Origin of the sequence: Nocardia carnea (genome assembly GCF_029869215.1) — a bacterium.
GTDB classification, from domain to species: domain Bacteria; phylum Actinomycetota; class Actinomycetes; order Mycobacteriales; family Mycobacteriaceae; genus Nocardia; species Nocardia carnea_B.
Map to the genome: position 1 here is coordinate 1 of NZ_JARWPM010000417.1, position 26870 is coordinate 26870.

General features: G+C 70.5%; 24 protein-coding genes. 15 read left to right on the forward strand and 9 right to left on the reverse strand.

Going from position 1 to position 26870, the window contains the following annotated elements; genetic code table 11:
• The first annotated feature begins 216 nt into the window (after positions 1-216).
• From QH276_RS30480 to QH276_RS30530, 11 genes are all read left to right on the forward strand, one after another.
• Positions 217-1194, forward strand: coding sequence for a glycosyltransferase (locus QH276_RS30480; protein ID WP_280402756.1), 978 nt, complete (start codon positions 217-219; stop codon positions 1192-1194).
• Between the two features lie 54 nt (positions 1195-1248).
• Complete coding sequence (locus tag QH276_RS30485; RefSeq protein WP_280402757.1) at positions 1249-2469, forward strand: glycosyltransferase; 1221 nt, start codon at positions 1249-1251, stop codon at positions 2467-2469.
• A gap of 72 nt (positions 2470-2541) precedes the next feature.
• Positions 2542-3555, forward strand: coding sequence for a UDP-glucuronic acid decarboxylase family protein (locus tag QH276_RS30490; protein WP_432278758.1), 1014 nt, complete (start codon positions 2542-2544; stop codon positions 3553-3555).
• Between the two features lie 108 nt (positions 3556-3663).
• Positions 3664-5304, forward strand: a complete 1641-nt coding sequence (locus QH276_RS30495) for a carbamoyltransferase family protein (RefSeq protein ID WP_280402759.1) — start codon at positions 3664-3666, stop codon at positions 5302-5304.
• On the forward strand, positions 5301-6800 hold the full coding sequence (locus QH276_RS30500; protein WP_280402760.1) for an HAD-IIIA family hydrolase: 1500 nt from the start codon (positions 5301-5303) through the stop codon (positions 6798-6800). Before QH276_RS30495 ends, QH276_RS30500 begins: the two co-directional genes overlap by 4 nt.
• Positions 6797-7840: a glycosyltransferase family 9 protein gene (locus QH276_RS30505; protein WP_280402761.1), complete on the forward strand. Its 1044-nt coding sequence runs from the start codon at positions 6797-6799 to the stop codon at positions 7838-7840. Before QH276_RS30500 ends, QH276_RS30505 begins: the two co-directional genes overlap by 4 nt.
• Complete coding sequence (locus QH276_RS30510; protein ID WP_280402762.1) at positions 7837-8400, forward strand: D-sedoheptulose-7-phosphate isomerase; 564 nt, start codon at positions 7837-7839, stop codon at positions 8398-8400. Before QH276_RS30505 ends, QH276_RS30510 begins: the two co-directional genes overlap by 4 nt.
• Positions 8397-9779 carry a D-glycero-beta-D-manno-heptose 1-phosphate adenylyltransferase gene (gene rfaE2, locus QH276_RS30515; protein WP_280402763.1) on the forward strand — a complete coding sequence of 461 codons (1383 nt, stop codon included), beginning with the start codon at positions 8397-8399 and terminating at the stop codon, positions 9777-9779. The genes QH276_RS30510 and rfaE2 overlap by 4 nt, the downstream gene beginning before the upstream one ends.
• 20 nt (positions 9780-9799) lie before the next feature.
• Entirely contained in the window at positions 9800-10489 is a 690-nt protein-coding gene (locus QH276_RS30520) for an SDR family oxidoreductase (protein WP_280402764.1), read from the forward strand.
• The gene (locus QH276_RS30525; protein ID WP_280402765.1) at positions 10480-11430 is read left to right on the forward strand and encodes a glycosyltransferase family 9 protein; all 951 of its coding nucleotides are present in this window, start codon (positions 10480-10482) and stop codon (positions 11428-11430) included. The genes QH276_RS30520 and QH276_RS30525 overlap by 10 nt, the downstream gene beginning before the upstream one ends.
• Positions 11423-12739 (forward strand): UDP-glucose dehydrogenase family protein, encoded by a 1317-nt coding sequence (locus tag QH276_RS30530; protein ID WP_280402766.1) that lies wholly within the window; start codon positions 11423-11425, stop codon positions 12737-12739. The genes QH276_RS30525 and QH276_RS30530 overlap by 8 nt, the downstream gene beginning before the upstream one ends.
• A gap of 240 nt (positions 12740-12979) precedes the next feature.
• Here the strand turns inward: QH276_RS30530 and QH276_RS30535 are convergent, their stop codons facing one another.
• Both QH276_RS30535 and QH276_RS30540 read right to left on the reverse strand, forming a co-directional pair.
• Positions 12980-15019, reverse strand: a complete 2040-nt coding sequence (locus tag QH276_RS30535) for a catalase (protein WP_280402781.1) — start codon at positions 15017-15019, stop codon at positions 12980-12982.
• Between the two features lie 83 nt (positions 15020-15102).
• Complete coding sequence (locus QH276_RS30540) at positions 15103-15228, reverse strand: hypothetical protein (RefSeq protein WP_280402767.1); 126 nt, start codon at positions 15226-15228, stop codon at positions 15103-15105.
• Between the two features lie 40 nt (positions 15229-15268).
• Between QH276_RS30540 and QH276_RS30545 the strand changes: the two genes are divergently transcribed.
• From QH276_RS30545 to QH276_RS30555, 3 genes are all read left to right on the forward strand, one after another.
• Positions 15269-15430 (forward strand): hypothetical protein, encoded by a 162-nt coding sequence (locus QH276_RS30545; RefSeq protein WP_280402768.1) that lies wholly within the window; start codon positions 15269-15271, stop codon positions 15428-15430.
• 109 nt (positions 15431-15539) lie between these two features.
• Entirely contained in the window at positions 15540-16274 is a 735-nt protein-coding gene (locus QH276_RS30550) for a PAS and ANTAR domain-containing protein (RefSeq protein WP_280402769.1), read from the forward strand.
• Positions 16275-16332: 58 nt separating this feature from the next.
• Complete coding sequence (locus tag QH276_RS30555) at positions 16333-18321, forward strand: erythromycin esterase family protein (protein ID WP_280406980.1); 1989 nt, start codon at positions 16333-16335, stop codon at positions 18319-18321.
• Between the two features lie 6 nt (positions 18322-18327).
• Here the strand turns inward: QH276_RS30555 and QH276_RS30560 are convergent, their stop codons facing one another.
• The 3 genes from QH276_RS30560 to QH276_RS30570 form a co-directional block, all read right to left on the reverse strand.
• A complete protein-coding gene (locus QH276_RS30560; RefSeq protein ID WP_280402771.1) occupies positions 18328-20376 on the reverse strand; it encodes a CocE/NonD family hydrolase in 2049 nt (682 codons plus the stop codon).
• 2 nt (positions 20377-20378) lie between these two features.
• The gene (locus QH276_RS30565; protein ID WP_280402772.1) at positions 20379-21647 is read right to left on the reverse strand and encodes an ATP-grasp domain-containing protein; all 1269 of its coding nucleotides are present in this window, start codon (positions 21645-21647) and stop codon (positions 20379-20381) included.
• A gap of 127 nt (positions 21648-21774) precedes the next feature.
• Positions 21775-21960: a DUF2795 domain-containing protein gene (locus tag QH276_RS30570; protein WP_280402773.1), complete on the reverse strand. Its 186-nt coding sequence runs from the start codon at positions 21958-21960 to the stop codon at positions 21775-21777.
• Positions 21961-22203: 243 nt separating this feature from the next.
• Between QH276_RS30570 and QH276_RS30575 the strand changes: the two genes are divergently transcribed.
• Positions 22204-22779, forward strand: a complete 576-nt coding sequence (locus QH276_RS30575; RefSeq protein WP_280402774.1) for an STAS domain-containing protein — start codon at positions 22204-22206, stop codon at positions 22777-22779.
• A gap of 23 nt (positions 22780-22802) precedes the next feature.
• On the opposite strand, the gene QH276_RS30580 is transcribed toward QH276_RS30575, so the two are convergent.
• From QH276_RS30580 to QH276_RS30595, 4 genes are read right to left on the reverse strand one after another with little or no spacing between them, the layout of a single operon-like run.
• Positions 22803-24074 carry a cation:proton antiporter gene (locus QH276_RS30580; protein ID WP_280402775.1) on the reverse strand — a complete coding sequence of 424 codons (1272 nt, stop codon included), beginning with the start codon at positions 24072-24074 and terminating at the stop codon, positions 22803-22805.
• On the reverse strand, positions 24071-25450 hold the full coding sequence (locus QH276_RS30585; protein ID WP_280402776.1) for a cytochrome P450: 1380 nt from the start codon (positions 25448-25450) through the stop codon (positions 24071-24073). Before QH276_RS30585 ends, QH276_RS30580 begins: the two co-directional genes overlap by 4 nt.
• Positions 25447-26607 carry a Gfo/Idh/MocA family oxidoreductase gene (locus QH276_RS30590; RefSeq protein WP_280402777.1) on the reverse strand — a complete coding sequence of 387 codons (1161 nt, stop codon included), beginning with the start codon at positions 26605-26607 and terminating at the stop codon, positions 25447-25449. Before QH276_RS30590 ends, QH276_RS30585 begins: the two co-directional genes overlap by 4 nt.
• Positions 26604-26759: a hypothetical protein gene (locus tag QH276_RS30595; protein ID WP_280406981.1), complete on the reverse strand. Its 156-nt coding sequence runs from the start codon at positions 26757-26759 to the stop codon at positions 26604-26606. The genes QH276_RS30590 and QH276_RS30595 overlap by 4 nt, the downstream gene beginning before the upstream one ends.
• Positions 26760-26870 lie beyond the last annotated feature (111 nt).

The following is a 26870-nucleotide window of genomic DNA, read 5'->3' on the forward strand; positions in this document are numbered from 1 at the left end:
TGTGGGCCCGGCGGGGGGCCCGCCCCCCCCCCCGTTTTGCCGCCACCCCCCGCCCCCCCCCCCCCCCGGGCGGCCCCCCCCGCCGGGCCGCGGGGGGGGGGGCCCCCGCGGCCGGCCTGCTCGCTGCCCGGTCACAGCGGGATGCGGACCCGGCGGTAACCGGCAGGTCTGCCCGCCGCAGGTTTGAACCGGCGCGAAGCGGCAAGAGCTACCGGCATGGCCGAGACGAGGAGAGAGCTCAGGGTCTTGCTCTGGCATGTCCACGGCTCGTGGACCACATCGTTCGTCCGTGGCCGGCACCGCTACCTGCTGCCCGTCGTCGCAGGTGGCGGGCCGTGGGGCCGGGGCCGTTGCGGCCGGGACTGGCCCACCGCCGAGGAGATACCCGCCGACGCACTGCGGGACGCCGAACCGGATGTCGTGGTATTGCAGCGGCCCGAGGAACTCGGGCTGGCCGAGCGCTGGCTGGGCCGCCGCCCCGGCACCGATATCCCGGCGGTCTACGTAGAGCACAACGCGCCGCGCGAGGGCGCGGCCACCAGCCGGCATCCGCTCGCGGAGCGCACCGATATCCCGCTGGTGCACGTGACCCATTTCAACGATCTGATGTGGGACAGCGGGCGCGCGCCCACCCGGGTCGTACCGCACGGCATCGTCGACCCCGGCGCGCGCTACACCGGCGAGATACCGCACGGGGTGGCGCTGATCAACGAGCCGGTGCGCCGGCGCCGCGTCACCGGTAGTGATCTGCTCGCCGATTTCGCCCGGGCCGGGCCGGTGGACCTGTACGGGATCGCCGCCACCGAGTTCACACCGGACGGGCCGACCGTCCATCCGGTCCGCGGTATCGGTGATCTCGGCCAGGCCGAGTTGCATACCGAGATGGCGCGCCGGCGCGTCTATCTGCACACCGCCCGGTGGACCTCGCTCGGTTTGTCCCTGCTCGAGGCCATGCACCTGGGTATGCCCGTGGTCGCCCTCGCCACCACCGAGGCGGTCGCCGCGGTACCGCCCGAAGCCGGTGCGCTCGCCACCGACGTCGAGACCCTGACCGCGAGATTCCACGAGCTGCTGCACGAACCGGACCTGGCGGTGCTGGCGGGTAAGTCGGCCCGGCAGTTCGCTCTGGAGCGTTACGGTCTCGGCGCCTTCCTGCGCCGCTGGGATCAACTGCTCGACGAGATCACCGGGTGACACCCGCCGAAGTAACCGAGTGAAGGCCACGAGCCGGGTCGGAAAGGCGTAACGATGAAAATCGCGATGGTATCCGAACACGCCAGCCCTCTCGCCGCGCTGGGCGGTGTCGACGCCGGCGGGCAGAACGTCCATGTCGCCGAACTGGCGGCGGGTATGTCCCGCCGCGGGCACGAGGTCACGGTGTACACCCGGCACGAGCAGCCGGACGCGCCGCGCACGGTCACCACCGAGCAGGGATATCGGGTAACCCGGGTCCCGGCCGGGCCGGCCCGGCCGTTACCGAAGGACGAACTTCTGCCGCATATGGACGAATTCGGCGCGTATCTGCGGCAGGAGTGGCAGCGCACGATGCCGGATATCGCGCACGCGCATTTCTGGATGTCAGGCCTGGCCACGCTCGCGGCCGCGCAGCCGCTCGGCATCCCGGTGGTACAGACCTTCCATGCGCTGGGCGTGGTGAAACGCCGCTATCAGGGCGCGCAGGACACCAGTCCGGCGGGGCGGGTGGAGCTGGAGCGGCATATCGCCGAACAGGCCGACCGGGTGATCGCCACCTGCACCGACGAGGTGTTCGAACTCGCCAGGATGGGCCTGCCGCGGACCCGGACCTCGGTGATCCCGTGCGGTGTCGCCCTCGACCGCTTCACCCCCGACGGCCCGGCCGCCCCCCGGTCCGGCCGGTACCGGATCGTCAGTGTGGGCCGGCTGGTGCCGCGCAAGGGTTTCGATATCGCGATCACCGCGCTGACCGGACTGCACGACACCGAACTTCTGCTGGTCGGCGGACCGGACGACGGCCGGCTCGCCGACGACCCGGAGGCCGTGCGGCTGCTGACGCTGGCGGCGGACCTCGGCGTGCGTGATCGGGTACATCTGCTCGGCCAGGTGCCACGAGCCGAGATGGCACCGCTGCTGCGCTCGGCGGATGTGGCCGTCTGCACCCCGTGGTACGAGCCGTTCGGCATCACACCGCTGGAAGCCATGGCGTGCGGGGTGCCCGTGGTGGCCGCCGCGGTCGGTGGGCTCACCGATACGGTCGTCGACGGTGTCACCGGCACACTGGTCACGCCGCAGGCGCCCGACGAACTGGCCGACGCGGTACGGGAGCTGCTGGACGCCCCGGCCACCAGGGCGAAGTTCGGGGCCGCCGGGCGTGAGCGGGTCGAATCGCGCTACTCGTGGGATCGCATCACCGTGGAAACCCAGCGCGCCTACCGTCGCGTGGTCGCTGCCGCCGGACTGCCGGAAACCGGCCGGGAGCAGGCACGATGAGCGTCCACCACCGTACCTCGGCCGGCGCGGGGCCCGGGTTCCGCCGCGGCGGCGGGCGAGCCCTCACCGCGACTGTCCGCATACGCCCGGATCGGAGGAGCCAGCGTGACGAGGAATTGTGACCGAGTGCTGATCACCGGCGGGTCCGGGTTCCTGGGATCGCATCTGTGCGAGCAGTTGCTCGACACGGGTGCTTCCGTGGTCGCGCTCGACAACTTCGCCACCTCCACCCCGGACAATGTCGCCCCGCTGCTGGACCGGCGCGGTTTCGCACTCGTCCAGCACGACGTCACCGAACCGTTCACCGGCCTCGGCTCCTTCGATACCGTGTTCCACCTCGCCTCGGCCGCGTCACCACCGGATTATCTGCGGCTGCCGATCGAGACGTTGCGCGCCGGGGCGATCGGCACCGCCCATGCCCTCGAACTCGCCGAACGGTGCGGCGCGCGCTTCGTGCTGGCCTCGACGAGCGAGGTGTACGGCGACCCCGGGGTGCATCCGCAGCCGGAAGGCTACTGGGGGCATGTGAATCCGATCGGGCCGCGCAGTGTGTACGACGAGGCGAAACGGTACGCGGAGGCGTTGACCATGGCGTTCCGCCGGGAACACGGTACCGATACCGGTATCGCCCGGATCTTCAACACCTACGGTCCGCGGATGCGCGCCGACGACGGGCGGATGGTGCCGACATTCATCGAGCAGGCCCTGGCGGGCGCACCGTTGACGGTGGCCGGAACCGGCGAACAGACCCGGTCGCTGTGCTACGTGGCGGATACCGTGCGCGGCCTGCGGGCCCTCGCCGCTTCGGCGTGCCCGGGCCCGGTCAATATCGGCAACCCCCATGAAATCTCGGTCCGCGGCCTCGCCGAGGAGATCCGCGCGGCGATCGGCGGCGGCTCCCCGATCGAGTACATCGAGGGCGCGGTGGACGATCCGCAGCGCCGCTGCCCGGATATCTCCCGAGCCCGCCGCGACCTCGGCTGGGAGCCGGTGGTCGATCGCGCCGAGGGATTGCGCCGCACGATCGACTGGTTCGCGGGCCGCGCCGCGACCGCGAACGCCCTGCTCGAACACCGGCAGGCATAGCAGATCACATAACAAAACCGGGCGGATCTGTTTGGCAGTGATGTCCCCGGGTAGCGCGGTGACAACATCAGCGGGCCGAACCCGTGCCCCCGAGCGGAAAGGCAGCCGGTGCGCATTCTGGGTGTGAACGCAGTTTTCCATGATCCCGCCGCCGCCCTGGTCGTGGACGGTGAAATCGTCGCCGCCGCGGAAGAGGAACGATTCAGTCGGCGCAAGCACGGTAAGCGGCCGGTGCCGTTCTCCGCGTGGGAGATGCCCGAACAGGCCGCCGCCTGGTGCCTGGAGCGAGCGGGCCTGCGCCCCGATCAGCTCGACGCGGTGGGGTACTCCTACGACCCCGGCCTGGTCGACCATTCCCTGGACGGTCTCGACGCGTCCAGTGAGCAGACCCGCACCGATTACGCCCGCCGGGCACCGGGCTTCCTGCGCGCGGCACTGCCCGGCCTCGATCCCGGGATCGTGCGTTTCGTGCGCCACCATGTGGCGCACGCGGCGTCGGCGGCGCTCGCCGCGCCGTTCGGCGCAGCCGCCGTACCGGCGGATTCCGCCGTCCTGGTGGCCGACGGCCGCGGCGAGAGCACCTCGTATCTGGCCGGCGAGTACCGGGACGGCAAATTCGTGGAACTCGCCGCGCAACGTCTCCCGCATTCACTGGGCCTGCTCTACGAGGATCTCACCGAACACCTCGGTTTCGCCCGCTCCAGCGACGAATACAAAGTGATGGCCCTCGCCTCCTACGGCACGCCGCGTTTCCTGGACCGGTTCCGCGACCTCGTCTACGCCACCGACGACGGTGGTTTCCGCACCGAACCGGTGCGCTGGGCGGATTTCGCGCCCGCCGTACACGACGGCGAACTCGGCCGCGACCACGCCGACCTCACCGCGAGTGTGCAGCGCCGGCTCGAGGAGGTCCTGCTCGACCTCACCTCGTGGCTGCACCGGCAGACCGGGCAGCCGAACCTCACCCTGGCCGGCGGTATCGCCCTCAACTGTGTGGCGAACACCCGCCTGCACGCCGAAGGCCCCTTCGACCGGATCTGGGTCCAGCCCGCGGCGGGCGACGCCGGCACCGCCCTGGGTGCGGCCTTGCAGCTGGCCGCCGAATTCGGTGAACGCGCCGCCCCCATGCGCGGAGCCGATCTCGGTCGCGAATGGTCCGACGAGGAGCTGGAATCGGTACTGCGCACCGCGAACATCCGGTACACGCGGCCGGCGGATATCGCGGCCGAGGTGGCGGAAGCACTGGCGGCGGACCGGATCGTCGCCTGGTTCCAGGGCCGGGCCGAATTCGGCCCGCGCGCGCTGGGTCACCGCTCCCTGCTCGCGCATCCCGGCCGGGCCGCCAATCTGGAACGCCTCAACGATGTGAAGGGCCGCGAACAGTTCCGGCCCGTCGCGCCGATGGTGCTCGCCGGCCGCGCCGCCGAGATATTCCACCGCGGCCCGTTACCCAGCCCGTACATGCTGTTCGTCCACGATGTGGACCCCGCCTGGCGGGACCGGATACCCGCCGTGACCCATGTGGACCACACCGCGCGGGTGCAGACCGTCGATCCCGCGGACAACCCGCTCACCGCGCGGCTGCTCACCGAATTCGACCGGCGCACGGGCCTGCCCGTCGTGGTCAACACCAGCCTCAACACCGCCGGCCGCCCGATGGTCGATTCGCCGCGCGACGCCCTCGAATGTTTCGGGTCCGCGCCGATCGATGTGCTGGCGCTCGGCCCGTTCCTGGTGCGGCGCGCATGAACGGGCCGGCACCGGACTACAGCATCGTCATCCCGACCACCGGCCGGGACAGTCTGCACGTGCTGCTGCATCGGCTCGGCTCGGCCACCGGTCCCGGACCACGCGAGATCATCGTGGTCGACGACCGCCGCGGCGGTGCCGAGCTCACCATGCCGGCCGGGCTACCCCCGGTCCAGGTCATCCGATCGGGTGGCCGGGGGCCGGCGGCGGCCCGCAATGCCGGCTGGCGGCACGCCGCGGGCAGCTGGATCGCCTTCCTCGACGACGATGTGCTCGTCGCCGCCGACTGGCCGGCCCGGCTGGCGGCCGATCTGCTCGGACTCGACGACACCGTCGCGGCGTCGACCGCCCGCATCGAGGTCCCGTTGCCGCGCGACCGCCGGCCTACCGACGACGAACGCGGAACCGCCGGGCTGGCCACCGCGCGCTGGATCACCGCCGATATGGCCTATCGCCGTTCGGTGCTCGCCGCGGTCGGCGGTTTCGACGAACGGTTCCCGCGCGCCTACCGCGAGGACGCCGATCTGGCGATCCGGGTCTGCCTCGCCGGCTACGCCATCGCGGACGGTGCACGGGTCACCGTGCATCCGGCTCGCACCGCGGGGCCGCTGGCCAGCGTGCGGGCTCAACGCGGCAATGCCGACAACGCGTTGATGCGGCGCAAATACGGCGCGCACTGGCGCCGGCGTATCGGTGAACGCGCGGGCCTGCTGCCGCGGCATGTCCTCACCACCGCGGTGGGTGCGGCGGCCCTGGCCGCGGGTGCCGCCGGACGCGGGCGCGCCGCACTCGGGTTCGGTGCGATATGGACCGCGCTCACCGCCCAGTTCGCCGTGCGCCGCATCCTGCCCGGTCCCCGCACTCCCGGCGAGATCACCCGGATGGCCGTGACCAGTGCCCTCATTCCCCCGGCCGCCTGCTGGCACCGGCTGCGCGGCGAGGTGCGGCACCGCCACGCCACCCATCCCGCGCCGCACGCGCTGCTGTTCGACCGCGACGACACCCTCATCGTCGATGTGCCCTATCTGGCCGACCCGGCCGGTGTGCGCCCCGTTCCGGGAGCCGCCGACGCGCTGCGGATGCTGCGCGCGGCCGGGATCCAGCTCGGCATCGTCAGCAATCAGTCCGGTGTGGCGAAGGGTTTGATCACCCCCGATCAGCTCGCCGCCGTCAACCGCCGCGTCGAGGAGTTGCTCGGCCCGTTCGCCACCTGGCAGGTCTGTGTGCACGGCGAGGCGGACGGCTGCGCCTGCCGCAAACCCGCGCCGGGCATGGTGCGGCGGGCCGCCGCCGAGCTGGGCGTGGAGGTCGAGCGGTGCGTGCTCATCGGTGATACCGGCGCCGATATCGCGGCCGCCCTGACGGCCGGCGCCCGGGCCATTCTCGTCCCGACCGCACGCACCCGGCCCGAGGAAGTGCGTCGCGCGCGGACCGAGGCACTGGTCGCGCGGGATCTCACCGAGGCCGTCCGGATGGCTATGGCGGGTGCGTCATGACAGGGCGGACGCTGGTGGCGCGGATGGACAACGTCGGCGACGTGCTGCTGGCAGGACCCTGCGTCCGCGCGGTCGCCGCGCACTCCGAATCGGTGACGCTGCTGGCCGGGCCGCGCGGCCGCGCGGGCGCGGAACTGCTCCCGGGTGTGGACGAGGTCGTGACGTGGTGCGCGCCGTGGATCGACCCGGAACCACCGGCGGTCACCGCGGCGGATATCGGCGCGTTCGTCGACCGCTTACGTGCCCTCGAACTGGATCGCGCCCTGATCCTCACGTCCTTCCATCAGTCACCGCTACCGCTGGCGCTGCTGCTGCGGATGGCCGGGATCGGCTGGATCGGCGCGATCTCCGAGGACTATCCGGGATCGCTGCTGGATCTGCGCCACCGGGTGTCCGGCGATCCGCCCGAAGCCGAACGCGCACTCTCGCTGGCCACGGCGGCCGGGTTCGCGCTACCGCCCGGCGACGACGGGAAGCTCGCCGTCCGGGAACCGCTGCCGGATACCCGCTCGCTGACCGGCGGGCCGGGGTATGTGGTGGTTCATCCCGCGGCATCCGTACCGGCCCGGCAGCCGTCGGAGTTACGTTCGGCGGCGATCGTCACCGCCCTCACCAGGGCGGGTCACCGGGTGGTCGTCACCGGATCGCCGGCCGACCGGGAACTCACCGCGACCGTCGCCGGAAACCATGCCCTCGACCTCGGCGGCGAGACCACCCTGCCCGAACTCGCCGCGGTCCTGCGCGACGCGATCGTGGTGGTGGCGCCCAACACCGGCCCCGCCCATCTCGCCGCGGCCGTGGGCACCCCGGTGGTCTCGCTGTTCGCACCGGTGGTACCCGCCGCCCGCTGGCAGCCGTACGGCGTACCGGTGGCCGTTCTCGGCGACCAGCACGCCGCGTGCCGGGACAGCCGGGCGCGGATATGCCCGGTCGCCGGGCATCCGTGCCTGGAGTCCATCACCCCGGACCAGGTCGTTCAGGCGGCGGAAGAACTCAGCGCGGACCGCCATGCCGGTCTGCGAAAGGGAGGTGTGTCGTGATCGAACAACATTTCGCGGCGCTGTGCACGGCCTTGCAGCGCACCAGTTCCTACGCGCCGAAGATCGCCGGCTGGGGTCGCGAACTGGCGGCCGTGCTCGACAACGGCGGCCGGTTGCTCGCCTGCGGTAACGGCGGCAGCGCCGCCGAAGCCCAGCACCTGACCGGCGAACTGGTGGGCCGTTTCCACCACGAGCGGCAGCCGTTGTCGGCGATCGCCCTGCACGCCGATACCTCGGCGGGTACCGCGATCGTCAACGACTACGGCGGCCACGAACTGTTCGCCCGCCAGGTCCGCGCGCACGGCCGGCCCGGTGACATCCTGATCCTGTTGTCCACCAGCGGAACCAGCCCGAACGTGGTGGCCGCCGCCAAGGCGGGCCAGGACCTCGGGGTCGGCACCTGGGCCATGACCGGGCCGGCCCCCAACCCGCTGGCGGCACTGTGCGACGACGCGATCGCCGTCGAAGCGCCGAGCACGGCGACGGTGCAGGAGGTACATCTGGCGCTCGTGCACGCACTGTGCGCCGAACTCGACGAGGCCCTGGGAATTCCGGCGTGAAACCACTGGTCGTAGTGGGCGACACCCTGCTCGACGTCGATATCGAAGGCGCCGCCACCCGGTTGTGCCCGGAGGCACCGGTGCCCGTGGTCGATGTGCAGCAGCGCCGGTTACGCCCCGGCGGTGCCGGTCTGGCCGCGCTGCTCGCCGCACGTTCGGCCGCCGAGGTCGCGCTGGTCACCGCCACCACCGACGACGACGGCGGCCACGATCTGCTGCGCCTGCTCGAACCGGACGTCGAGGTCGTACCGCTGGTGCTGCGCGGGGAGACCGTACGCAAAACGCGGATACGCGCCGGCGGCCAGTCGCTGGTGCGGCTGGACACCGGCGACGGCACCGCCGACGCCGGCCCGGTGAGTTCGGCGGTGGTGCGCACCCTGCGGTCGGCGGGGGCGATTCTGGTGGCCGATTACGGCCGGGGCGTCGCCGCCCATCCGCGGATCCGGCACCTGCTCACCGAACTCGCCCGGGCGGTGCCGGTGGTGTGGGACCCGCATCCGCGCGGGCCCACCCCGACCCCCGGCGCCTCGCTGATCTCACCGAATCTGAGCGAGGCGCGGCAGTTCGCGCCCGGCTACGCCGAACCCGACGAACTGGCGAAAGTACTGCGCGACGAATGGTCCGCCGATTCGGTGGCCGTCACCCTCGGCGCCACCGGCGCCGTACTGGCCAACGGTAAACGGCTGGCGACCATCCCCGTCCCCGCGGCGATCCGCAGCGCGGACCGGATCGTCCCCGACACCTGCGGGGCGGGCGATCGATTCGCCTCCGCCGCCACAGCGGCCCTGCTGGACGGGTCGACCGTGGCCGAGGCCGTGACCCATGCCGTGGAGACGGCGGCGAGATTCGTCGCCACCGGAGCGGCGGCCGCCCTGTCGACCTGCGAGGGCCCCACCGCCGCTACCGCTACCACGGGCGGCGCGGATATCGGCGGCTCGGCGTTCGATGTGGCGGCCGCGGTCCGCGCCCGGGGCGGCCGGATCGTCGCCACCGGCGGCTGTTTCGATCTGCTGCATCCCGGCCATGTGAGCCTGCTGCGCCAGGCGCGGGCCATGGGCGATGCGCTGATCGTCTGCCTGAACTCCGACGATTCGGTGCGCCGGCTCAAGGGACCGAGCCGCCCCATCGTCGCCGCCCGCGACCGCGCGCGGCTGTTGCTGGAACTGTCCTCGGTGGACGCCGTCGCGATATTCGACGAATCCGCGCCCAGCGCACTGCTGGACCGGCTGCGGCCCGATATCTGGGTCAAGGGCGGCGATTACGCCGAGGCGGACCTGCCCGAGGCCGAGGTCGTGCGCCGGCACGGCGGCGAGATCGCGCTGATCCCCACTGTCCGCGGCTATTCGACGACCCAGCTGGTCAGCCGGTCCCGCGGCTGATCCGACCACGAAGGAGAGCGATGCGAACCCTGGGCAATATCCTGATCACCGGCGGCGCGTCCGGACTGGGCGCGGCGGTCACCGCCGCGGTTCTCGAACACGGCGGCCGCCCGCTGGTGATCGACCGGGACCAGCCGGCGACGACCGTCGATTTCGTCCGGGCCGATCTCGCCGATACCGCGGCCGCCGAGAACGCGGTCGGGGAATTGACCGACCGTGCGGACGGCCGGATCGACGGCGTGTTCACGGCCGCCGGCACCGACGCCTGCGGTCCGCTCGATCAGATCCCTGCCAAGGACTGGGAGCGCGTGGTCCAGGTGAATCTGTTCGGCACGGTGGCGGTGGTCCGCGCCGCGCTCCCGTCGCTGCGCGCGCATCGGGGCACCGTGGTCACCTGCGCTTCCACCCTGGGAATCAAAGCGGTCAGCGACGCCACCGCCTACTGTGCGTCGAAATTCGGGGTCGTCGGATTCACCCGGGCGCTGGCCGCCGAGACCGCCGGTGCGGTCGGCGTGACGCTGCTGATCCCCGGCGGGATGCACACCGCGTTCTTCGACGGCCGCACCGAACAGTACAAACCGCCGCCGGACGCGAAACTCAACCGCCCAGAGGATGTCGCGCGTTCGGTGCTGTTCGCGCTGACCCAGCCGCCGGGCTGCGAGGTCCGTGAGCTCGTCGTCTGCACCTCGGAAGAGGGGTCGTGGCCCTGAGCGGATCGGTACTCGTACTGCGGGCACTCGGGCTCGGCGATCTGCTGACCGCGGTGCCCGCCTTACGTGCGTTGCGGGCCGCCTATCCGGACCGGCGGCTGGTTCTCGCCGCTCCCGAACCGCTGCGGGGACTCGTGGCGTCGATCGACGCGGTCGACGAATTGCTGCCGACCCCCGGACTGGGTGCGCTGCACCGGCCGGACGAACCTCCGGACCTGGCCGTCAATCTGCACGGCAAGGGTCCGGAGAGCATTCGTGATCTGCTGGCGACCGGCCCGGATACGCTGCTGACCCATCGGCACCCGGACTTCCCGGATCAGCCCGGCCCCGAATGGCGCGCGGACCTGCACGAGGTCGACCGCTGGTGCCGGCTGCTGGAATACCACGGGATCACGGCCGACCGCACGGCGCTGCTACTCCCGCCCCCACCGGTGCCCGCCCCGGTGCCGGACGCGATCGTGGTCCATCCCGGCGCGGCTGCCCCCGCGCGGCGCTGGCCCGCCGAACGTTTCGCCCGGGTGGCCCGTGAGCTGGCCGCCGGCGGCCGCCCGGTGGTGATCACCGGCTCGCGGGCGGAACTGCCACTGGCGAATTCGGTGGCCGCGCAGGCCGGTCTCGCGCCGTCGGCGGTCTACGCCGGACGCACTGATCTCACCGGACTCGCCGCGCTTGTCGCCGCGGCGGCGCTGGTCGTCTGCGGCGATACCGGGGTCGGGCATCTCGCGACCGCCTACGGCACGCCGTCCGTCCTGCTGTTCGGCCCGACCCCGCCGCGCACCTGGGGCCCGCCCGCCGGCGCGCGCCACCATATCGCGCTGTGGGCCGGGACGACCGGTGATCCCCATGGGACACAACCGGATTCGGGTCTGCTCCGGGTGCGGCCCGAACGGGTACTCACCGCCGCGGCCGAAGTGATCGGAAAGGGGGCCCGCCATGGGTGAGCGCGTGGGAATCGTCGGCGCCGGATATGTGGGCCTCACCAGCGCCGCCTGCCTGGCCCACCTGGGCCATCACGTGATCTGTGTGGACAACGACGCGGCGAAGGTCGAACAGCTCCGGGCCGGCACGATCTCGATCGTCGAACCGGACCTGCCGGAACTGGTCGCCGAGGGCCTGGCCGAGGAGCGGCTCACCTTCACCACGGAACCCGCTGCACTGGCCGAGGCCGAGGTGGTGCTGCTGTGCCTGCCGACGCCGATGGGCGACGGCGGCGAGGCCGATCTCGCCGTCCTCGACCGGGCGTTGCGGACCTTGTCCACCGTGCTGCGGCCCGAGTGCACCCTCGTCACCAAATCCACGGTCCCGGTCGGCACGGCGGCCCGGATCGCCGGATCTCCCGGCCTCGGAGGCCGACCCGTGGTCAGTAACCCAGAATTCCTCCGTGAGGGTCACGCGGTGCACGATTTCCTGCATCCGGACCGCATTCTCGTCGGCACCGCCGACGGCGATACCGAAGCCGCCGACCGGGTGGCCGGCCTCTACGCGGGCACGGGCGCCCCGGTGGTCCGCTGCGATACGGCCAGCGCCGAACTCGCCAAATACGCCAGCAACGCCTTCCTCGCGGTGAAGCTCTCCTTCGTCAACACCATGGCCGACCTGTGCGAACGCGTCGGCGCCGATATCACCCAGGTGACCGGCACGATGGGCATGGACAACCGGATCGGGCCGGATTTCCTCGCCCCCGGCCCCGGCTGGGGCGGTTCGTGCCTGCCCAAGGACACCCATGCCCTGCTGCGCGCCGCGGAAGCGCAGGGCCTGGATTTCGCCCTCGTCCGCGACGCGGTCCGCGCCAACGACCGCCAGCAGGCCATGGTGCTGCGCAAGATCCGGCGGGCGGTCACCGGCGCGGCCGACGGCTGCCTCCGCGGCACCCGGATCGGGGTGCTGGGCCTGGCGTTCAAGGCGGGCACCGGGGATCTGCGCGACTCCCCCGCGGTGACCGTCGCCCGGCAACTCTGCCACCACGGTGTCACGGTCACCGCCTACGACCCGTGCGTCCCCGCGGGCACCCCGGGTCTCGACCCCGTTCAGGTGGTCGACGATCCGTACCTGGTGGCGAAAGAGGCCGCCGCGCTGGTGATCCTCACCGAATGGCCCGAATTCCGTGCGCTGGACTGGGCGCGGCTGGCGGGCACGGTGGAGCGGGCGGTCGTCGTGGACACCCGCAATCTTCTCGACGAAACGACCCTGGGCGACAGTGGTTTCCGCAGGATAGGTATCGGCACGGGCGGCCGGACCGGTGCGGCGTAACGGCGACGGGCGACCCGGCGGCCGCGAGCACACAGCTCTGCCGGATCGCCCGCGGCGAACCCGCCGTCCGGCTCGGGACGGACACACCCCCGGCTCGCGCGGCGGACAAGCCGTCCGGCTCGCCCGCGGCGACCCCCACCACCCGGCGCGCGCGGTACGGCAGGCGGTCCCGACCGCCCGCCGCGACGAGCACAGGCCCCGGTGGACTCCGTCGAATCCACCGGGGCCCCGGTTTGCCCGTCAGGCGGGTACGGCTGACGTATCCCGCTCCCAGACGCGATGTTTCGCGAGAACACCGGCGAAGGATTCGACGAAACCGTCGGATACCGTGTCACCGGCATGGAGCACACCGTCGACCGGAGTATCCGGTTCCGGCGGCACCGCGACACCACCGGCCCGCAGTACTTCCGTGCCCGCGCCGAGCGCCGCCACCGGTTTGGCGTGTTTGTATGCCTCGGTCACGAAGTGCACCGCCGGACCGGCCGCGGCCAGTGCCTGCGCGGCGGCTTCGCCCCCGGCCACGACCACGGCGTCGTAGAGCACCGAGGCCATCGTCGCCAGGGTCCGGTCCACCGCCAGCGCACCGTCGCCGGCACCGCGCAGTTCGCCGCCGTGCTCGGCCAGCACCTCGGTCTCGGCGCCGCGCTCGGCCAGCGCGGTACGCAGCCGGTCCACGCTCGCCACGTCCACCCCGTCGGCCGCCAGAACCGCGATCTTGCGGGTGGCGATCGTGGGCGGCGGATCCTTCAGCTGGGAGAGTGCCGGCGATACCGGTACGTCCTCGACCGCGCCGCCCGCGGGGGCCGGCAGTCCGAGCTGCGCCGCGACCCGTTCCGACAGGTCGGGGTCGACCCGGACCAGCTGGTCGAGTACCCGCGACCGGATCTCCACCCGCCGGCATTTACCCAGTTCGAACGCGAACGCGGAGACGATGTGCTCGGCCTCCGTCGGGGTCATACTGCGCCAGAACATCCGGGGTTGCCGGTAGTACTCCTTGAAGCTTTCGCTGCGGGCACGAATGGTATCGCCCTCCACCCGGCGGGTGTAATGCCGGAACACCTCCTCGTCGGCCAGCGCAGGACAACCGCCGCCGATGGTGTTCTTGGTGTAGAACGCCTGGCCGTGCGGGATATCGTGCCGGGCGTACCCGTCCTGCTGATGCGTCCGCACATCGGCCAGCGGCCGGTTCACCGGCAGATGCGCGAAGTTGGGCCCGCCGAGGCGGATCAGCTGGGTGTCCAGGTAGGAGAAATTCCGCAATTGCAGCAGCGGATCGTTGGTGAAGTCGATACCCGGCACCACATTGGCCGTATGGAACGCGACCTGTTCCGTTTCGGCGAAGAAGTTGTCCGGATTACGGTCGAGCACCAGTTCACCGACCGGACGGACCGGTACCTGCTCCTCCGGAATGATCTTCGTGGAATCGAGCAGGTCGAAATCGAAATCGAATTCCTGTTCCTCCGGAACCAGCTGCACACCCAGTTCCCAGCGCGGGAAATCGCCGGCCTCGATACTGTCCCAGAGATCGCGCCGGTTGTAGTCCGGGTCGCGTCCGGCGACCTGCTGGCATTCGTCCCACACCAGCGAATGCGTCCCCAGCGCGGGTTTCCAGTGGAATTTCACGAACGTCCCGCGCCCCTCGGCATTCACGAACCGGAACGTATGCACACCGAAGCCCTGCATCATCCGATAGCTACGCGGCAGCGCCCGGTCCGACATCAGCCACATGATCGCGTGCAGGGTCTCCGGCTGTTCGGCCACGAAATCCCAGAGCGTGTCGTGCGCCGATTGCGCCTGCGGGATCTCGTTGTGGGGTTCCGGTTTGACGGCATGCACGAAATCCGGGAATTTGATGCCGTCCTGAATGAAGAACACCGGGAAATTGTTGCCGACCAGATCGTAGTTACCCTGCTCGGTATAGAACTTCGTGGCGAACCCGCGGACATCGCGGACCGTATCGGCCGAACCGCGCGATCCGGCGACGGTCGAGAACCGGACGAAAACGGGTGTGCGAATCGTCGGATCGGTCAGGAATTTCGCGGCCGTGTAGTCGGAAAGCCAGCCGTCGTACGGCCGGAAATACCCATAGGCGCCCGCACCGCGGGCGTGCACCACGCGCTCCGGGATGCGTTCGTGGTCGAAATGGGTGATCTTCTCGCGGGCATGGAAGTCTTCCAGCAGGGTCGGACCCCGCTCGCCGACGGTCAGGGCGTCGTCGGTGTGGTCCACCCGCACCCCCTGCTGGGTGGTGAGGTAACCGCTCTCCCGGTCCTGGCGCAGCGGGTCGAGCTGCCGTTGTTTATCGTCGGCACCGTCGCGGCCCTCGCCGAGCGGCCGCTGCGCCGCATCCGACGCGGCGGGCGTCACGGAATGCTGATCCGGTGTTCGGTCCACAGTGTGTCCTCCTCGATGACGAACCGGCGATACGCGCCGCGATGGCTGCGGCTCCGGTCGGCGGCTTCCCGGATCCCGGCCGGATAAACAAGCACGCCCGTGCGTCGGCACCTCCCGGCTGGGTACCCGCCCCGTATGAGCAGCCCGGACCCCGACCCCCGCCTCCGCGCCACCGCCGCGGACGAACCCGATATCGCGGACGAGCACAGCGAGCCCACCCATGCCGACGAACATCCCGTCGGCGAGACGATCGAATCCGACGAGTCCACACCGCGGGAGCACAGCGGTATGGACTGACCCGCACCGCGCCTCCGCGCCCCGCCCCCGCGGACCGGTTGCCCCGGGCATCGAACAAAGATGCGGGCGGTCGACCGCCGGTTCGGACCGGCGGGGAATAATCATGCCCATGAACGAGCGGGACGCGCTGCCGAAGTCCGAAGTAGAACTGGTCGAGCGCGTAGTCGGTGCCGGTGACCCCCTGGAGGTGGGCCGGTTCCGTTATCATTTCGCCAGCCGGAGCTGGGAATGGTCGCCGGAGGTAGCCCGGCTCCACGGGCATCCTCCGGACGTCCGGCCCACCACCGAGCTGCTGTTGTCCCATAAACACCCCGACGACCGCGACCGGCTCGAGGCGATGATCTCCTCGGTCGAGGACGGTGGCCCGTTCTCCAGCCGGCACCGGATCATCGATACGGCGGGCCGGGTGCGGGAGGTCCTGGTCGTCTCCGAGCCGATGTTCGACGACAACGGTGAACCGATCGGCACCGAAGGCTTCTACATCGACCTGTCCTCCACCGCCGCCGAGTTCCGCCGCGAGGCGCTCGATGACGCGTTACCGCAGGTCCTGGACGCCCGGGTCGTCATCGAACAGGCCAAGGGCGCCCTCATGCTGGCCTACGGAATCAACGCCGAACAGGCCTTTCATGTACTGCGCTGGCGCTCCCAGGAAACCAATATCAAGTTGCGCCGGATCGCCGAACGGATGGTCGCCGCGCTACCGGGTCTCGCCGACGACGAGGTCCGGCTGCGCACTCGTCTCGATCACGTCCTGCTGACCCTGCACCAGGACATCGAGCCGGACAACGGCAGTGATCCGGCGGCCGCACCGGCCGCCGAGCGCACCTCCGCCGTATCGGAGTAGGCGGCCGCGCACGGGCCGCGTCCTGTTTGCCCTGATCGGCACCGGGTAGCGCGGCCCTATGGCGAGAACCGCTTATCGCGACCGACGGGAAGCCGGCCGGGTGCTCGCGCGGCAACTGGACCGGTTCCGTGCCGCGGACCCGGTCGTGCTGGCCCTGCCCCGCGGCGGGGTGCCGGTGGCGTACGAGGTGGCGCGGGTGCTGGACGCGCCGCTGGATGTGCTGGTCGTGCGCAAGCTCGGTTCCCCCGGCAACCCGGAACTGGCGCTGGGCGCGATCGCCAGCGGTGGCGTCCTGGTCACCAACGGTGATGTGCTGGCCGCCGAACAGGTCGGGCCCGATGTACTGGAACGTATCGCCCGCGCCGAGGGCCGCGAAGTGCGCCGCCGGGAGCAGGCCTACCGGGGCGACCGGCCGCTGCTCGACGTCACGGGCCGGACGGTCATCCTGGTGGACGACGGCCTGGCGACCGGCGCGAGCATGGACGCCGCGATCCGCACGGTGTATCGCATGCATCCGGCCCGGGTGATCGTCGCGGTACCCGTGGCGCCCGAACATACCTGCGCCGGGCTCCGCGGCCGGGTCGACGATATGGTCTGCGCGCATATCCCCGCCGCGTTCACCGGGGTGGGCGGCGCGTACCGCGATTTCACCCAGACCTCCGATGCGGAAGTCCGCGAACTGCTCGCCGAGGCCACGGGCACCCGGACCGAGGACGGCTTCCCGGCGGCGACCGGACCGGAGGCCGCGGTCCGGGCCGCCGCCACCCCGCTCGACGGCGAGGTGCCGTCCGACGAGGCCCTGCTGGACCTGGTGGGCGATGCCCGGTACGTGCTGATCGGGGAGGCCACGCACGGTACCGCCGAGTTCTACGCGGCCCGGGCCCGGATGACCCGCACCCTCGTCGAACGCGCCGGATTCCGCGCGGTGGCCGTGGAAGCCGATTGGCCCGACGCCTACCGCGCGAACCGGTACGTCTGCGGGCGCGGGGACGACGGCGATGCGGAGACCGCGCTGCGCGGATTCCAGCGGTTCCCCATGTGGATGTGGCGCAATACCGTGGTCCGCGATTTCCTCGAGTGGCTGCGCGAACACAACCGCCGCGACCCGGCGCGCTCCGCCGGCTTCTACGGCCTGGACCTCTACAGCATGCGCCGCTCGGCCGCGGAGGTCGTCGGCTACCTCGACCGTGTCGACCCGGCCGCGGCGCGGCGTGCCCGCGCCCGCTACGCCTGCTTCGACCAGCACACCGACGAACAGCACTACGGTTATGCCGCCGCGTTCGGGGCCGGCGAGGACTGCGCGGACGCCGTGGTCGCCCAGCTCGTGGAATTACAGCGGATCGGTGCGCCGGGCCGGCGCACCGACGGGCACAGCGCTCCCGCCGCGCTGTTCTACGCCGAGCAGAACGCCCGCCTGGTCGCCGCCGCGGAAGAGTACTACCGGGCGATGTTCGGCTCCCGGGTCTCGTCGTGGAATCTCCGGGACGAGCATATGTTCGCCACGCTCACCGCGTTACGGGACCACCTGCGCGCCCGCACCGACCCGGACGCGAAAATCGTGGTGTGGGCTCATAATTCGCATATCGGAGATGCGCGGGCCACCGAACTCGGGGCCGCCGGGGAACTGAATCTGGGGCAACTGGTGCGTCAGAAATGCCCGGGCGAATCCCGGATCATCGGCTTCACCACCCATACCGGTACTGTGCTGGCCGCCGACGGCTGGGACGGCCCGCCCCGGGTGAAACGGGTGCGGCCGTCGCAACCGGGAAGTGTGGAGAACCTGCTGCACCGGACCGGCGACGACCGGCTGCTGCTGCGCCTGGACCGGGGGCCGATCCCGGCGCTGGCCGCCCCGTTGCTGGAGCGGGCCATCGGGGTGGTCTACCGACCGGACAACGAACGCCGCAGCCACTACTTCCACGCCCGGCCCGCCGACCGGTTCGACGCGCTGCTGCATATCGACGAGACGAGCGCGCTGACTCCACTGGATCTCTTGTCGCACCGCGGCCCGGAAGAACCCGGCGAAACCTACCCGCACTCGGTCTGACCCCCGCTACACCAGGTCGCGGGGGATTCGCCGATGCCAGCTCTCCGAGTACACCCGTTTCTCGGCCGTTCGCGGATCGGCAGCGGGATCGTCCAATTCGTAGGCGTCCAGTTCGGCGTCCACGATGAACTCATCGGGAGTGCAGCGCAGGATGGTGTGGGTGGCGACCTCGGTCCGCCATTCCTCGCGTTCGATCCGGCGCACCGTCCGGGTCTCGCCCCATACCGAGGCGGGGTCGTTCCCGCGGAAGCTGAACCATTCGGTGGTGGCCCGGCGCACGACGGTGCCGGTGTCGTCGAGCCGGAAGGTGCCCTGGTCGTTCTCGATCTCCAGGGTGGAGACCCCGGATGCCAGATCACGTTCGACCTTCCAGTGGTGCCGCCCGGGCTGCAGCAGGGTGGACGGCGCCTCGGGGCCGGCCTCCGGCGGTCCGAAGTCCCGGAGCTGCCGGTCCTCGTCACGCGGTTGCCGGTGCGGCAGGGTCAGTGCGCTCTGCCCGGTGGTGATCGTCAGCATCGCCGGTTCCGGCGACGGCCAGGCCAGCGGCCAGTACGAGGAGGAGATCGACAGCCGGATGCGGTGGCCGGGCGGGAAGGAATGCGCCAGCCCGTTCAGCGGTACCCGAACCCGGTACTCCCGGCCCGGTTCCAGCGGCTCCGGTGCCGCGCTGCCGTCCCGGTGGGTGAGGTTGAGCAATCCGTAGGTCACGCGGGTGGCCTCCCCGTTGGGCGCCACATCCGAGAGGCGGGCCGCCACCATCGCGTTCGGACGGTCGGCCGACACCGTGAGATCCAGGGTGGGGATACCCAGCACTTCGCAGGTCTCGGGCAGAGGTTCGGTTTCGAACACCAGCGAACCGCCGTCCTCTTCCCGCTGGTCGGCGGGTAGATCCGGGGTCGCGGCATAGGAGGCCCATTTCCCGGCGAACATGCCGACACTCAGCGGTGACTGTAGGTCCAGCGGCCGCTCGTCCTCGGGACGCACCGCGTCTTCCGTCAGGGCGTACCGGGTAAGGGCGAAACGGCGCGGCGACAGGTTCGGCGAGGGCCAGCCGGGCTCCCCCACCCAGCGGCCGGGCCGATCGGCGTAGGAGGGCTGCGGCGAAACGCTGTCCTGCATCCACGCCCGCAGCATCGGCTCGTCCATCACCCCCGTGTCGTGGCCTTTGAGCCAGTGATCCCACCAGCGCACCAGCTCCTGCAGGAAGCCGATCGCCGGCCCGGGAACCCCCAGGTGCGGATACTTGTGGCCCCATGGCCCGATGAGCCCGCGCCGCGGCACCTCGAGGTGTTCGAGCAGCCGGAAGATCGCATTGGTATAGCCGTCGGCCCAGCCGCCCACCGCCAGCACCGGGCATTGCACCGCGCGGTAGTCCTCGTTCACCGACGCACGTTTCCAATAGTCGTCGCGGTGCTGGTGCTCGAGCCAGCGCTCGATCCACAGGCCGCTGCCGGCCAGGCGCTCCTGCCACATCTCCCGCCAGCGGTCGCCGACGATCGCGGGATCCGGCGGCAGGCTGTTGAAGGCGAACATCACCGTCGCCTCGGACAGGTTGTCCGACAGCAGGCAGCCGCCCATGTAATGCATATTGTCGACATACAGGTCCTCGGTCGCGGAGGCACTGACGATCGCCTTCAACGCCGGCGGCCGGCGCGCCGCCACCTGCAGACTGTTGAATCCGCCCCACGAGATGCCCATCATCCCGACATTGCCGTCGCACCACGGCTGCGCGGCCAGCCATTCGATCACATCGCAGGCGTCGTCGTGTTCCACCGGCAGATACTCATCGGTCAGCACCCCGTCGGAATCGCCGCTGCCGCGCAGGTCGACGCGCACACTCACATAGCCGTGACCCGCCAGGTACGGGTGGTTGAGCGCGTCGCGGGCCCGGGTCAGATCCCGTTTCCGGTACGGGATGTATTCGAGGACCGCGGGCATCGGCTCGTCGGTGCGCGGCCGCCACATCCGGGCCGCGAGCCGGGCGCCGTCGCGCATCGGGATGAAAATATTCTCGGTGTCGAGCACCTGGTAGGGAAAGGTTTCGACGGTACGCAACCTCAGTGGACCTCCTCGAATTCGAACGGCAGCGCCGTGATGGCATCCCGGTACCGCTGCTCGAGCATGTCGGCGTCACCGGCACCGATATAGAGGGTGGCGAGTTTGTAGCGGTAGGCGTCCTGATTCGGTAGCTCCGAGAGCTTCTCCCCCACCTGCACATCGAGTTTCACGATCGTCCCGGGAAAGCGGCGCTGCAATGCGGCGATTTCCTCGTCACTCGGCACCCGGGTGACGATCCCGTCCTCGTAGCGCGGCACCAGGCACTGTGCCGCGACGGCGAATTCCCCCTTGCGGTGCGGCATCCGGGGCGGAATCCCCAGGGCCACATCGATGGCGACCCGGTGATTGGAGCTGCCGTCGACCTTCGCGAAAAGGTCGCTGTGCGATTGGGATATCCGGGTGTTGACCTCGATCAGCGACAACTTCCCGGTCTCGGCGTCCCACATGAACTCCGAGTTGAAGCAGCCGTTGTCGAAACCGGTGTGCCGCAGATAACGCTCGGTGACCTCGATCATGCGCTGCTGTACCTCCGGCGGCACGGTGCGGGCCGGATAGTCGAGATGGGTGAAGCTGCGGCCGTCGGCGTCCTTACGCATATCGAAAACGCCGTGTACGTGATAGTCGCCCCGGAACATCGACCCCTCGGGCGCGGCCTGGGTACCGGTGACGATTTCCTCCGCCAGACAGGTCCGCCCGCCGGCCATCCGGATATCGTCCGGTACGTCCACCCGGGCCAGCGCCTGATCGAACGGGTCGGCGATCCGGCCGATCTCCGCGCGGATCCGTTGCAGGGCCTCGGCGAAAACCCCCGCGTCGGGCACTTCGAAGCCCAGTTGTGAGGAATGTGATTTGATCGGTTTCACCCAGAACGGGAACGGTATATCGATCCGGTCGAGTGCGTCGTCGTCGAAAGGGTCGAAGGCGCAGAATTTCGGAACACAGTCCGGGACCACCTCGCGCTGCAGTACCCGGCTCCAATATTTGTGCTCGTTCTTCAGCACACTTTCCAGGCTCGGTGCGGGTAATCCCGATTCGCGCGCGAGTATCGGCACGATCACACTCGTGGGGAAGTCCCAGTGTGCGATGAGGGCGTCCACCCGGCCGTCGAACGACCGCAATTCCGCGCGTGCCCGGTCCAGTAGTTCGTCGAAATCCAGTTCTTCGGCCGAGATCAGCGAATCGTAATCGAGCAGTCCGTGTACCGATATTCCACCGGGAATATCTACGGTGCCTATTTCACCGCGCTGTGTCTCGGTGAGAGCCGGCACGAAAATATTTTTCTTCACTCGCGCCGGATATCCCGGATCACCGGTCCGAAACATACCCGGCGCCGGGAATCAGCGGACAGTTCGGTCCGGCCGGTCCGAACACACGGCCCGGCCGGACCGTTGTCGATCAGAACATCGCCTGGCTCACCGCGTTCGGTCCGTCGAAGGTCCGGTCCGGCAGAGCCTCCAGGGCATGGATCACATCCGCGTCCGCACCGTTGTTCTCGGCCTGGGAGACCAAGCCGTCGCGATCACACGGGTAGTCGATGCCGGACAGGTACTTCTGCACCTGAACAGGACTGATCTGGCTCATCGTGTACTCCCTTCTCGAAGGTCGGAGGACGGAACCGGTGACGGCCGGCTGCCGTCGGCGGGCGGTCTACCCGCCCGCCGGCCGGGCAAACGCAGCGGCCCGTCCGCGGCGGATCCTGCCCGCCCGAGCCACCCACCCGAAGATCACGATTCCCCGTTCGGCGCCGCCCCTACCCGTCATCGTGGGCTAGGGTGGAGCTGAGTCACGGGTTCACCTTGAGACTGCAGGGTCGGTGTGACGACGATGCCGAAGCGCATCCTGAGCCGATTCGGGTACATCATGGATCCCAACACCAGCTTCTCCGCTTTTTCCTCGACCCCTTCGCCGCCGGGCCGCAGACGCCCCGAACAGCAATTGGTCTTCCGCCTCCGCCGCCGCGGCGAGGTTGTCGTGCTGGCGGCGCGCGGGGAAGCCGATGCGTTCACCCTGCCGCTGTGGCGTGCGCAGGTCCGCAAGGCCGCCGAAACGGCCGCGGCCGGAGCCGGTGCGCTGATCGTCGATACCAGCCGGCTCGATTTCCTGTCCCTGCGCACTCTCGCCGCCCTCGCCGAGGACGCCCAGACCTACCGCAGCACGGGCGTCGGACTCTGCCTCGTGGCCCCCGACCCGCGAATCGCCCGCATCGCCGCCGCCGATCCGGTCACCGCGCGCCTGCCCGTCCGGTCGACAGTGGTCGCCGCCCTGACCACTCTCCACCTGCAGCCACCGGGTTCCGGCAGCGCACCCCAGCGATACAGCCCGCCACAGATCACCCCGCCGGACCCGGAAGTGTGGACCACACCCGACCGCGTCCTGCGCCACCTCTCCCAGCGCAATTGACCGGGTCCGCGTGCCTTCGCCGATCAGCGCCCGGGCCGTACCTCGGGCGGAACGATCCGAGGTGGCACCTCGGGCGGTACCCGAGACGGCGACGGCACCAGCGGCAGCAGGACCCCGGTCATCGCCGTGGTCACCAGCGCCATGATCACCAGGACGGAATACAGCGCGGTATCGAGCAGGCCCAGCCGAAGCCCGACGGCCAGCGCGATCAACTCGGTCAGTCCCCTGGTGTTGAGCAGGATCGCCAGGGTGGCCGCGGGCTGCACCCCGATACCGCTCATCCGGGCACCGGCGTAGGCGCCGAGCCCTTTACCGCCGATGGCAACCAACAGTACGAGGGCCAGTTCACCCAGTACGGAGCCGTCGACCTCGGAGAGGTCCACCGCCGCCCCGGCGACCGCGAAGAACACCGGCAACAGCAGCGCCGCGGCGCGCCGGACCCACGGCAGTGCCCATTCGGCCATACCGTCCCAGTTCCGGCGCGGCATGGCCACACCGAACAGGAAAGCGCCGAAGACCAGGTGCAGACCCATCCACTCGGTGGCTCCGGCGGATACCGTCAACCCGGCCGCGACCACGGCCAGAACCCCGGCACCCCGGCGGCCCGTGATCGTGGACCGGCCCCGATTCCAGCGCGCCCCGAGCCGGGTCAGCGCCGGACGCAACGCGAAGACGAGCACCACGGCGAACGGTACGACGAAAAGGACCCGCCACGGCGCGACCGCCCCGCCGGCCAGCGCGGCAACGACGGCGAGCAGAGTCCACGCCAGTACATCCCCCACCGCCGCACACGCCAGTGCGAGCGCACCGTTCCGGGTTTTCATCAGCCCACGGTCGGCCAGGATGCGGGCCAGCACGGGAAACGCGGTGACCGACATCGCGGTTCCCATGAACAGCGCGAAGGCCAGGCGGTCCGGCCCGGGGTGATGGCCGGCCAGATACAGCGCCAGCGCGGCTCCCAGTACAAAAGGCACCGCCATGGCGGTACACGCCACCCGGGCCACCGCCTTCCCCTGCCCCCGCAACAACTTCTCGTTCAATTCCGAGCCGACGAGGAACATGAAAAGCACGACGCCCGCGTCCGCCAGGACCCGCAGTGCGGGGCGCACCTCGGCCGGGAACAACAGCCCGGTCAGCTCACCCCCGAGCACTGTCGGACCGAGCAGAATCCCGGCACAGATCTCACCTACCACAGCCGGTTGGCCGATCCGCTCGGCGAGCCACCCGGCACCTCGCGCCACGGCGAGGATCAGCGCGAACACCACCAGCAGACGGAACAGGGTTTCCGGATTCACCGAGCCGTCCCGTTTCCCGGGCGCACCGAGGCATCGACGCCGTTACGCTGCCGGTCCGTTCCGCCGTCACCACCGCGGGGACTGCACCGCATTCGGTCGATGCGCACCGTGATCCCACCACTCGGGTGCATGCCGATCAATCCCGCGGGCCGCGCCTCGGTCGTGATCAGTTCGCCGTCGATCCGGCGTGCAAGGGTGGCGAATGCGGCTTTGATCGCCATGGTGGCGAAGTGGGCACCGATACAGCGGTGCGGACCGACCCCGAACGGCAGGAACTCATGCGGTGCCGGGCGGTGATAACGCGCGGAACCGGGATCCCACCGCAGCGGGTCGAACCGTTCCGGTTCCCGCCAAACCGAGTCCAGCCGGTGGGTGTGGAACGGGCTGAAGAGCACCAGGTCGCCGGGGACGAATACCCGCCCGGCCAGGGTGAATTCGCTCGCAACCTTCCGTGAGACGACAGCCGTCGCCGGGTAGAGCCGCATCGTTTCCGAGACGAGATGGTCCAGCTCGCGCGGCCCGGATCCGGCCCCGCGGTGCTCGGCGACAGCGGCGGCGATCCGCGTCCAGAGCGGGCGATCGCGCAGGGTGCACAACAGCATCCACGACAGTTGCGCCGCCGTGGTCTCGGCTCCGGCCTCGAGCAGGCTGACCAGCTGGTCGGTGATCTCGTCGCCGGTGAGCCGGTCGGGGCCCACCCCGCGCAGCAGTACGCCGAGAACGTCGTGCCCCGATTCCGCCCGGCCGCCCCGCCGTGCGATCTCGGTGATCACCCAGCGGTGCACCGAGGAACGCGCCAGCAGTGCCCGGCGCCAGACCGGCGACCCCGAACCGCGTTCGATACTGCCCCCGACCACATCGGTGTCGATGGCGCGGTGGATATCGTGCAGCCAGTCGTCCAGGCCTTCGGAACGGTCCATGGCGGCGCTGCCGAACAGGCTCTCCAGGGTGGCCAGCCGCATGGCCCGGCGTAGTGCGGGGTACACGTCGACCACCGCGCCCGGTTCCCAGTCCGCCATGGCGTTCTCGATATGCCGGGTCACCGTCTCGAGGTGGTCGCCGACCCGGCGGGCGGTGAAGGCCGGGGTGACGAGCCGGCGCAGCCGCCGGTGCCGGTCACCGTCGTTGACCAGCAAGGCCGACCGCCCGGTCAGCGGAGCCAGCGCGGCGAATGCTGCTTCCCAGCTGAAAAGGTGACTGTTCGCGAGGAGGAACGCACCGGCTTCGGTGCCGAGGGCGAGCCGGAAGCGCATCGGCCCGGCGCCGAGGGTGGAGATCGCGCCGTTCTCGCGGTAGAGGCGCGCCATCGTGCTGAACGGATCGGCCGAGAACGCCTGCAGGTCGGCCAGTTCGCGGGACGAGGCAGGTGTGGTCATCGCGCGTCACCGGACCGCGGTGCACCGGCGGCGAGCAGTTCCGGCAGCGGTACCGGCGCCGGGGTGTCCGGCCGGATCAGCTCGGGCTGCCCGAGCACTGTCGTGAGCCGCTGCCAGATGGCGGTGACGGTCATCGCCCATTGCCCGGCGACACGGGTCCGGCTCGGCTCGGCGATATCGGCGCGCAACCGGCCGAGGGCCACCCGGATGCTGCCCGGCCAGAGTTCGTCGAAGACGGTCCGGAAGGCCGGACCGGCCGTGGGGCCGAGGATCTGCGTGCTCGGCACCTCGAGCCGTTGCGTGCCGGGGCCGGACATGACCAGCCGCCCGGTCGCGTCCCGAGCGGTGTGCAGACGCGGGCTCCACAGCACCGGGCCGTGGGTATCGGCCAGCGACAGCACGCCGCCCTCGAACGCGATCGCGAGCCGATGCAGCAGCAGCGCATGATTGTCCGGGTCGGCGGGGTGGATCTGGTTCTGCACCCGCAACGACACCGGCACACCGCCGATCACCGCGGTCAGCTGACTGTAGGGCATCGGCGGATCGGCCAGTGCGGCCAGTTCCGGCGGCACCGGAGCGGGATCGCAGACCGCCCAAGGGCTGAGCCGGCCGACGGCCCGGCCGATGATATCGAGCAGCGAATACACCACCTGACCACCGGCCGCCGCATCCACATGCAACGGCCGCTGCCGCTCCCGCAGGAGCTCCGCCGCCCGCAGGAACAACTCGACCGGCGCCAGATATGGATAGAACGAGTTCAGCCGATAGCAGACCCCGTTCTCCCGGGCGGTCCGCAGACAGCCGGCGAGTTCGTCGGGGTGCAGCAGATGCTCCTGCAACACATGGATACCGCGACTCAGCAAACTCTGCGCCAGCTTCGCACCGTCACCGCCGGCGGCACCGGCGCGGACCGCGACACACGCGATATCGATATCGCCGGGCAACTCCTCGACGCCCCGATAATGCGGTACTCCATAGGATTTCGCGTACGCCAGCGACGCGGCGCTACCGCGCGAGACGATACCCGCGAGCTCGACCTCCGGGTCTTCGTGCACCGCACGCAGGTACACCCGTCCGAACGACGTCCCGCAGACGACCACCTTCGGTGGTGCGGACAGTGCGCTGCGCCGGCTCGGTGTGGGCGGGGATTCGTTCACAGGCTACCGATCTCCAGGGGTGCGTCGTGGGCGTGCTGATGGGTCTGGAATACGGGCAAGGCCCCGAGTGCGGCCACGGCATCGAGCAGTGCGCGAGGGTCGAGGACCTCGTCGGCGTAGTGCAGACCCGCGGGGACTTTCCCGGCCAGCACCGCCTCGGGGGGGGGGGCGGGCGGGGGGGGGGGGGGGGGGGGAAAGGGAGGGGTGGGGCGGACCCCCCGGTCGGACCCGGGCGGGGGGGGGCACCGGCGCGGCCACAGAAA

Coding starts and splice junctions, on each gene's coding strand:
- QH276_RS30480 (WP_280402756.1), top strand. CDS start 217: ATGGCCGAGACGAGGAGAGAGCTCAGGGTCTTGCTCTGGCATGTCCAC.
- QH276_RS30485 (WP_280402757.1), top strand. CDS start 1,249: ATGAAAATCGCGATGGTATCCGAACACGCCAGCCCTCTCGCCGCGCTG.
- QH276_RS30500 (WP_280402760.1), top strand. CDS start 5,301: ATGAACGGGCCGGCACCGGACTACAGCATCGTCATCCCGACCACCGGC.
- QH276_RS30505 (WP_280402761.1), top strand. CDS start 6,797: ATGACAGGGCGGACGCTGGTGGCGCGGATGGACAACGTCGGCGACGTG.
- QH276_RS30520 (WP_280402764.1), top strand. CDS start 9,800: ATGCGAACCCTGGGCAATATCCTGATCACCGGCGGCGCGTCCGGACTG.
- QH276_RS30530 (WP_280402766.1), top strand. CDS start 11,423: ATGGGTGAGCGCGTGGGAATCGTCGGCGCCGGATATGTGGGCCTCACC.
- QH276_RS30545 (WP_280402768.1), top strand. CDS start 15,269: ATGAGCAGCCCGGACCCCGACCCCCGCCTCCGCGCCACCGCCGCGGAC.
- QH276_RS30550 (WP_280402769.1), top strand. CDS start 15,540: ATGAACGAGCGGGACGCGCTGCCGAAGTCCGAAGTAGAACTGGTCGAG.
- QH276_RS30555 (WP_280406980.1), top strand. CDS start 16,333: ATGGCGAGAACCGCTTATCGCGACCGACGGGAAGCCGGCCGGGTGCTC.
- QH276_RS30570 (WP_280402773.1), bottom strand. CDS start 21,960: ATGAGCCAGATCAGTCCTGTTCAGGTGCAGAAGTACCTGTCCGGCATC.
- QH276_RS30575 (WP_280402774.1), top strand. CDS start 22,204: ATGCCGAAGCGCATCCTGAGCCGATTCGGGTACATCATGGATCCCAAC.
- QH276_RS30585 (WP_280402776.1), bottom strand. CDS start 25,450: ATGACCACACCTGCCTCGTCCCGCGAACTGGCCGACCTGCAGGCGTTC.